The sequence below is a fragment of the Cytobacillus firmus genome (genome assembly GCF_023715565.1).
Classification (GTDB): domain Bacteria; phylum Bacillota; class Bacilli; order Bacillales; family Cytobacillaceae; genus Cytobacillus; species Cytobacillus firmus_C.
The window spans coordinates 23,545-31,336 of sequence record NZ_JAMBOJ010000060.1 but is presented as its reverse complement, the minus strand read 5'-3'; the positions used below and the strand labels follow the sequence as shown (position 1 = coordinate 31,336).

The 7,792-nt window shown below is 41.6% G+C and carries 8 protein-coding genes and 1 pseudogene; 1 reads left to right on the top strand and 8 read right to left on the bottom strand.

Features of this window, described 5'->3' with window-relative positions; all coding sequences use genetic code 11:
- Positions 1-200: 200 nt before the first annotated feature.
- From perR to M3205_RS20050, 8 genes and pseudogenes are all read right to left on the bottom strand, one after another.
- Positions 201-638 (bottom strand): peroxide-responsive transcriptional repressor PerR, encoded by a 438-nt coding sequence (perR, locus tag M3205_RS20085; RefSeq protein ID WP_251171496.1) that lies wholly within the window; start codon positions 636-638, stop codon positions 201-203.
- Positions 639-746: 108 nt separating this feature from the next.
- Positions 747-974, bottom strand: a pseudogene (locus tag M3205_RS20080) (ATP:cob(I)alamin adenosyltransferase); the annotation flags it as partial.
- 99 nt (positions 975-1,073) lie between these two features.
- Positions 1,074-2,024, bottom strand: a complete 951-nt coding sequence (locus M3205_RS20075; RefSeq protein WP_251171495.1) for a D-2-hydroxyacid dehydrogenase — start codon at positions 2,022-2,024, stop codon at positions 1,074-1,076.
- A gap of 189 nt (positions 2,025-2,213) precedes the next feature.
- The gene (gene bcp / locus M3205_RS20070; protein WP_251171494.1) at positions 2,214-2,690 is read right to left on the bottom strand and encodes a thioredoxin-dependent thiol peroxidase; all 477 of its coding nucleotides are present in this window, start codon (positions 2,688-2,690) and stop codon (positions 2,214-2,216) included.
- 73 nt (positions 2,691-2,763) lie between these two features.
- A complete protein-coding gene (locus M3205_RS20065) occupies positions 2,764-3,177 on the bottom strand; it encodes a potassium channel family protein (protein WP_251171493.1) in 414 nt (137 codons plus the stop codon).
- Between the two features lie 133 nt (positions 3,178-3,310).
- On the bottom strand, positions 3,311-4,096 hold the full coding sequence (locus M3205_RS20060) for an ABC transporter permease (RefSeq protein ID WP_251171492.1): 786 nt from the start codon (positions 4,094-4,096) through the stop codon (positions 3,311-3,313).
- Between the two features lie 3 nt (positions 4,097-4,099).
- Positions 4,100-4,891: an ABC transporter permease gene (locus M3205_RS20055; RefSeq protein ID WP_251171491.1), complete on the bottom strand. Its 792-nt coding sequence runs from the start codon at positions 4,889-4,891 to the stop codon at positions 4,100-4,102.
- A gap of 33 nt (positions 4,892-4,924) precedes the next feature.
- Complete coding sequence (locus M3205_RS20050) at positions 4,925-5,932, bottom strand: ABC transporter ATP-binding protein (protein ID WP_251171490.1); 1,008 nt, start codon at positions 5,930-5,932, stop codon at positions 4,925-4,927.
- 192 nt (positions 5,933-6,124) lie between these two features.
- Here M3205_RS20050 and M3205_RS20045 point away from each other — a divergent pair, with 192 nt between their 5' ends.
- Positions 6,125-7,420 (top strand): glutamate-1-semialdehyde 2,1-aminomutase, encoded by a 1,296-nt coding sequence (locus M3205_RS20045; protein ID WP_251171489.1) that lies wholly within the window; start codon positions 6,125-6,127, stop codon positions 7,418-7,420.
- The last annotated feature ends 372 nt before the right edge of the window (positions 7,421-7,792 follow it).

The window sequence follows — 7,792 nt, the reverse complement described above, 5'->3', positions numbered from 1 at the left end:
GCTTCCGCTTTAATCTCCAAAGAATAACTTTGTAACCTTTGCCCTTTTTTGGCCATAAAAATCACCCCTTAAGTCAATGTTGCCCAACTGTGGGTTTTTCAACATCTACTATAAGGGGTGCAGTCTACTTTAAAGCCGGTTTTTTTATTGGGTTAAAAATAAAAAGCTGACAGCACAGCGCCGGCAGCTTTAAAATTTTATTAGTGAGCTTCTTTACTTGCACAATCTGGACACGTTCCGTAAATCTCCATTCTATGATGGCTGATTTTAAAACCTGTAACATGCGAAGCAAGGTGCTCTACTTCATCCAGGCCAGGATAATGGAAGTCTACAATCTTTCCGCAGCTTTCACAAATGACATGATAATGATGAGTGGTAACAAAATCGAATCGGCTAGATGCATCACCATATGTCAGTTCCTTTACCAGGCCAACCTCACGGAATACTCGTAAATTATTGTAAACTGTTGCCACACTCATATTTGGGAATTTCCCCTCTAATGCTTTGTATATATCGTCAGCAGTCGGGTGTGACATGGAGCTTATTAAATATTCAAGTATCGCATGACGCTGCGGAGTGATACGTACTCCAGTGTCCTTTAAAGTATCCAGCGCCTCTTTTAATTCCATATGCGCCACCGCCATGCACCTCTTTTCCAACAAATATTCTTACTTTATAATCTTTATAAATAGTGTACTAATTTTTTACCACATTTGTCAATATTACAAACACCTTAATAGAGGGAATCAGCTCTTTTCATCATGAAGCGGCTGCTCTCCAGTGCCCAAATGGTGATTCACAAATCGTGCAGCAACGAACAGCAGACCAGACAGCCGATTCAGATAGGTTAACACGAGAGGATTTACTTCTTCACCGAGTGACACCGCACATCGTTCCGCTCTTCTCACAACGGTTCTCGCTACATGAAATGCCGCTCCTGAAGGATGATCGCCGAGCAAAATAAAGTTATTAAGCACAGTAGGATCTGCTTCCCACTTATCATTTGTGTTTCCATGAAGGGGATATTCTGTCCTTTATCGTCCATCTAACTTGTTTTGGTATAAATTTTCATCTTAATACCCTCTTTCAACATCGACCACATTCATATAATCTTTGTTATTTTTTATATATGTATGAAGGTTATGCTTAAAAATTTCAAAAGATCTCAGTAAATAGTTTTTTGTCCGGCTTGACAGGTGAGGTGTGACCGTTACATTCTCCATCCCCCAGAAAGGATGTCCAACAGGCAGAGGCTCTTTTTCAAAAACATCCAGATACGCATGTGAAATCTGGTGTTTTTCAAGCGCTGACAGAAGCACCTTTTCCTCGACAAGATCCCCTCTTCCTATATTCATAAACACAGCAGAATTCTTCATAGCGGCGAAATGCTTATCCTTTAACAGATATTTAGTTTCAGGCGTGCTGGGAAGGACAGAAATGATAAAGTCAGCCTCTGGAAGGATCCCTGTGAGCCTGCTGAGTGGAAAAATACGATCTATCCACATATTTTCCCGTCCGCTCCTATTCACTCCAGCCACTTTCATTCCAAAGCATTTGGCGAGTCTTGCGATCTCTCCCCCTATTGCCCCAACACCGATAATTAACAAGGTTTTTCCATGGAGCTCTTCCATTGGCAGATTACGATTCCAAACTTCTGCCTTTTCATTTTCAGCTAACATTGCTCTTTGTTTAACATGCCCTAACATAGTTCCTAGCGCAAATTCAGCCATTGGGATTTTATGGATTCCTCTTGCGTTAGTAATTAAGATGCCTTTCTCTTTGCAGGCTTTCAAAGGCATTTCATCAATTCCCGCTGACATCACCATGATCCACCTTAGTTTTGTTGCTTTATTAATATATTCTTCTGTCAGATCTTCTCCATATGTAATAAATACTTCAGCATGATAAAAGGATTCCCCCGCAGCTTCTATTCCATCAAAAAATAGGAAATCTCCCTCAGGGAAATTCTGAATTATGTCCTGGGACAGCTCTTCGGTAGGAAAAATGGATGACACAATTTTCATAGACTCCACTCCAACACAGTTTTGTTCATCATACCACCCATCGCCGGATGATAAAAATATAAAAAAAACGAACCTGTTCAGGTTCGTTTCGAAAAAGTATCTGAGGAGGTATGCCCTAATAAAATGATATGCAAAACTTGTTCTTCGGAATGGACAAAAGCCTTATTCCTGTAAAAATAGGCAACCTATTTAAGACTGGATCAAATTTCCCTTAATATACTCCAGCGCCTCCTCGACATGATCCTTGACCTTTACCTTGCGCCATTCTTTCACGAGCCTGCCTTCCTGGTCAATAATAAAGGTTGAGCGCTCAATTCCCATATATTCTTTCCCGAAGTTCTTTTTCAATTTCCACACACCGTATGTCTCTGCCGCATGATGGTCTTCATCTGCAAGCAGCAGGAAAGGCAGTCCGTGCTTTTCAATGAATTTCTCATGCCGGCTGAGCGGATCAGGGCTTACTCCTAAAATGACTGCATTCACATCTGCAAAATGCTGATGCCGGTCCCTGAAATCACACGCCTGAGTCGTGCAGCCAGGTGTCATGTCTTTCGGGTAAAAATACAGAACAACATTTTTTCCGCTGTAATCTGATAATTTCACTCTTTCACCATTGCTTGCCTCAAGCTCAAAATCTGGAGCCGGTTTACCGATTTCAATTGCCATTTTAATTCCTCCTGTTGAATAGGTTTCTTACTCTAAGCCTATCCAACTTTTTTGTCAAAAACAACTGATATCATCATAAAGCACGGTCACCTGCATCAAATACTACCCTGGCTACGAATGCGGCCGGGATGACATATCCGATTAACGCTTCCAGTACGGCAATAAGCCTGCCTATTCCAACAGGACTGACATCTCCATACCCAACAGAAAAAAGAGTAACAGCACTAAAATAAAAACCCTTCTCCAGCCTCTCGAGGAAACCGGTTTCCATATATTCAGTGCCGTCCATCAAAACCACCAGCCCATGTAAATCAAGCCATATATATATCAGCCCAAACCCAATCAGAATCGTTGCATATAAACTTATGAGGTAAAGGAAATTATCCACAGACACCCATCTTCCCTTAATCTTGGCGGATGAAAAGAGAGTCTGCAGACTCATGATCATGCACAGCACGATTAAAATCAGCGATAAATAAAATGCCATAGTGCACCTCGTTTCGAAATGCCTTCCAATTCATTTATACGCTCATGGTCTTTCCCATATGACAGCCTGTCTCGGAAACTCTTTCTGCACAAAGAATGGAACGCCCAATAAAGTAAAACTCCAATCCCCAGTTCTAATTGCCCGCTCCCCGATATCGTTTAACACCTGAATTCCAGGTCACAATCGAGATGCTGAAAAATACGATTCCGATTACAGGTGTTAAAAAGGAGTACAAAAACCATTCTTCTTTCCCCAGGAAGTAGGAAGCAGGATATACACCGACAAAAGCAAACGGAAGAACCCAGGTGAGGACAAAGCGTATGACACTATTGTAAATATCAACCGGATACCTTCCATAATTACCGATGTTATACATCATCGGCATTATGGATGTTCTGGCATCTGCCCAAAAGCTGATGCAGGCAATCAGTACAAAGATGCCTCCATACACAAGCATTCCACCTATCACAAATAAGAAAAATAAGAATGGGTCAGTCCATGAGAATCCTAAACCAAGGTTGTTTCCGGCGTAGATCATAACAGCAATGCCTGTTACCGCCCCGAACAGGGATTCAAGCTCCATCCGTTCCAATACGATTTGAAACAAACTATGGATCGGCCTGGTTAATATCCTGTCGAGTTCCCCTTTTACTATATATCTCTCATTAAAATTCCAAATATTAAAGAACGATGAAAACAGCGCATAGGGTACAAGGAAAAAACCGTAAATAAAGATGATTTCATCTCTCGTCCAGCCGCCAAGCAGATTAGTATGTCCAAAGACGACCAGGATAAAAATTAAATTGACTGCCTGAAATAAAAGATCTGAAAAGATCTCTACAAATAAATCTGCACGGTACTGCATTCTTGTTTTCATATATTGGGCAACATATTGAAAGAAAATGGCTATATAAAACACGCGTCACCCTCCTTGAATAATGAGCTGTTTTTTCGCTATGATCCACAGAACCTGAATGGGTATGATCAAAATAAGAACCCAGATCCCCTGCATAATAATCGCCTGGATGGCTTCATTATTCGAAAAACTATTTGTAAAAATCATGCTCGGCACATAGCTGATACCCTGAAATGGCAAATATTTCAGTACATCCTGTGCCCATAACGGAAAAAAGCTGATAGGAATTAGAAGACCGGAAAAGAGATCAATCACAACTCTTTTTGCCCGGATAAGCCCTGTATTATTAAATAAGAAGAAAGTGGTAATGCCTGTCAGCAAATTAATTTGCGTATTAATAAAAAAACTTAATACAATCGATACTGCAAAGAAAATCCAGGTCGTCCAATCCGCAGAAAATTGGAGCGGAAAAATAAACGAGACGATAACCATGCCCGGAACGGAGAAAAAGAAGAGACGGAATATTCCTTCCCCCAGTCCCTGCATCGTTTTCATACCCAAATAATTATATGGGCGAATCAGCTCCACCGCTACTTTTCCTTCTTTAATTTCAGCAGCCATTTCCCGGTCTATATTATTAAAGTAAAACGCTCTGGCCATCCAAGCTACAGCCACATATGTCGACATCTGGATCACAGACATGCCCTCAATCGCATCTTTTTCTCCATAAATGGCACTCCATAAGAAATAGTAAGCGCCAATATTAATGCTGTATATCAGAATGCCTGTATAATAATTGGTTCTGTAGGCAAGCATCATCAAAAAACGGATCCGAATCATTTCGATATATTTATCCACAGGAACACCCCCGGGTAAAAGTACATTCTTTCATTAAGAAATCCCCCGGTCATAAATATTTCTTATAATTTCCTCTGTTGAAGTTTCTTTAATATCGATGTCCTTCACTTTCAAATCCGCAACCACCTTGGCAATCAGCAGGGAAATCAGTTCATCATTATCCTCTGCAAAGGCTGTGAAGATCGCTTTTTTCTCATCTTTTTCCCATTTCACTTCCGATGAGGCCGTTATTCGGTTTAAGTCGTTCAGGGTCACGTCTTCAAGGAACTGGAATTCTATTTCCTTCCCTTCCCCCCATTTTTCCTTCAAGCTTTTTAAAGCTCCATCATAAATGATTTTTCCCTCATCGAGCATCACTACACGTTCGCACAGTGCCTCTATATCAGACAAATCATGAGTAGTCAGCAGAATGGTTGTATTGTATTTATCATTGATTTCTTTTAAAAACTCCCTGATCTTCAATTTAACAAGCACATCAAGCCCGATAGTCGGCTCATCCAGGAACAAGAGCGGCGGATTGTGGATAAGTGCCGCTGCAAGTTCACACCTCATTCTCTGACCGAGTGAAAGCTTCCGGACCGGCTTGTCAAGCAGAGGTTCAATATCCAGGGTTTTGATCACATGTGACATATGGCTGTCGTATTGCTCATCAGTAACTTTGTACACCTTCTTGAGCAGCCTGAAGGATTCTTGAACAGCAATATCCCACCAAAGCTGTGATCTCTGGCCGAAGACAACCCCAATCGTCCTGACGAATTTTTCACGGTCTTTATGAGGGTTCATTCCATTCACGATCACTTCGCCGCTTGTCGGGGTCAGGATCCCTGTCAGCATTTTAATGGTGGTTGACTTCCCTGCTCCATTTTCACCTATATACCCGACCATCTCGCCTTGCTTTACTTGAAAACTGATATTGTTTACTGCCGGAACAATCTTATAATTCCTTGTCAGCAAGTCGCGAAAAGCACCCTTTAATCCAGAGCGGCTGGAATATGCCTTAAATTCCTTTTTTAAGTTCCTGACTGTTATTGCATCTGTCATTATTATTCCTCCTGCCTCTTAATACCCTAATGAACTAGTTTAGACAAACAGCGCATTCTTCACAACTAGATTGCTTCAATTCTTAACTTTAAAATACAGAATACTCCGCCATCCTTCAGATTGGACGCAGTCCCTTCCAAACATGTTAAAATAATGACGGATGAATAAATGGATTTAATCAGGAGGAATAACATGCAATTTACTAATTCTGAACGGCTTCATAAACAAGCTTTAGAACACATTGTCGGAGGAGTGAACAGTCCTTCCCGCTCCTATAAAGCAGTTGGCGGCGGCTCGCCGGTCGCAATGGAACGTGCACAGGGAGCTTATTTCTGGGATGTGGACGGCAATCAATATATAGATTACCTGGCTGCATACGGCCCCATCATTACGGGACATGCCCATCCGCATATTACAGAAGCAATTAAATCAGCTGCTGAGCGCGGAGTATTATATGGAACTCCGACACCGCATGAAGTGAAATTCGCCGAGATGCTTAAGGAAGCAATGCCGAATTTGGACAAAGTCCGTTTTGTGAATTCAGGTACTGAAGCCGTTATGACAACGATCCGTGTGGCAAGGGCCTATACGGGGAGGGACAAAATTATTAAGTTTGCCGGCTGCTATCACGGCCATTCCGACCTTGTCCTGGTTGCTGCAGGTTCAGGGCCTTCAACACTTGGAACTCCTGACTCTGCCGGAGTTCCAAAGAGCATTGCCCAGGAAGTGATCACGGTTCCTTTCAATGAAATCGAACCATATAAGGAAGCTCTGGAAAAATGGGGCGACCAGATCGCTGCTGTACTGGTGGAGCCGATTGTCGGCAACTTCGGAATTGTTGAACCAAAACCGGGGTTCCTGGAGCAGGTTAACGAATTAACACATGAAGCCGGCGCGCTTGTCATTTATGATGAAGTCATCACAGCTTTCCGTTTTATGTATGGCGGTGCTCAGGACCTGCTTGGTGTAAAACCGGACTTGACAGCCATGGGGAAAATCATCGGAGGAGGCCTCCCAATCGGTGCTTATGGTGGAAAGAAAGAAATCATGGAAACAGTAGCTCCTTTAGGTCCAGCTTACCAAGCTGGTACAATGGCTGGAAATCCGGCGTCGATTCTTTCAGGAATTGCCTGTCTCGAGGTTTTAAAACAGCCTGGAGTCTATGAATATCTGGACAGACTGGGAGAAATGCTTGAAAAAGGGATTAGTGAGGCAGCTGAAGAACATAATATCCCAATTACTATTAATCGATTAAAAGGTGCCCTGACCATCTACTTTACGGAAGAAAAAGTAGTGAATTATGAGCAGGCGGAAAATACAGATGGAGAAATGTTTGCAAAGTTCTTCAAGCTGATGCTCAATCAGGGAATTAACCTGGCTCCTTCAAAATATGAAGCCTGGTTTATGACAATCGCGCATACAGAGGATGATATTCAAGCCACCATTCATGCGGTGCAAAACGCATTTCAGCAATTAAAAGACGAATAAATATTCATTATTTTATACACCGACGGGAGCAAAAATGCTTCCGTTTTCTTTATTCCCAGTAATGAAAACGTTTACAATACTGGGGTTTAATTATACAAAACCCTTTTCCTGCCCCTAAACCATATCCAACTTTTTGTATAAATAATTGATTTCTGAAAATTCATATGATATGATGGGAGAAATCTTTTGTGTAAGAGCGGATTACGCTGGCATAAAGAACCATTATGTCCTGAAGCATATCCCGAATTATCCAACTATTCATTTAATAAATGCTCCATGCATTTACCTTTCAAACCAAAGATAACTTTGCAATACCCTCATTTAAAACCCGTAAACAAAAAAACTTATAGATTACTATTTTTCAGGAGGTGA

What these genes read in the sequence shown, in the direction of transcription:
- M3205_RS20075 (WP_251171495.1), bottom strand. Translation starts at nt 2,024, where the DNA reads ATGAAAATTGTGTCATCCATTTTTCCTACCGAAGAGCTGTCCCAGGAC.
- M3205_RS20045 (WP_251171489.1), top strand. Translation starts at nt 6,125, where the DNA reads ATGCAATTTACTAATTCTGAACGGCTTCATAAACAAGCTTTAGAACAC.
- M3205_RS20065 (WP_251171493.1), bottom strand. Translation starts at nt 3,177, where the DNA reads ATGGCATTTTATTTATCGCTGATTTTAATCGTGCTGTGCATGATCATG.
- M3205_RS20050 (WP_251171490.1), bottom strand. Translation starts at nt 5,932, where the DNA reads ATGACAGATGCAATAACAGTCAGGAACTTAAAAAAGGAATTTAAGGCA.
- bcp (WP_251171494.1), bottom strand. Translation starts at nt 2,690, where the DNA reads ATGGCAATTGAAATCGGTAAACCGGCTCCAGATTTTGAGCTTGAGGCA.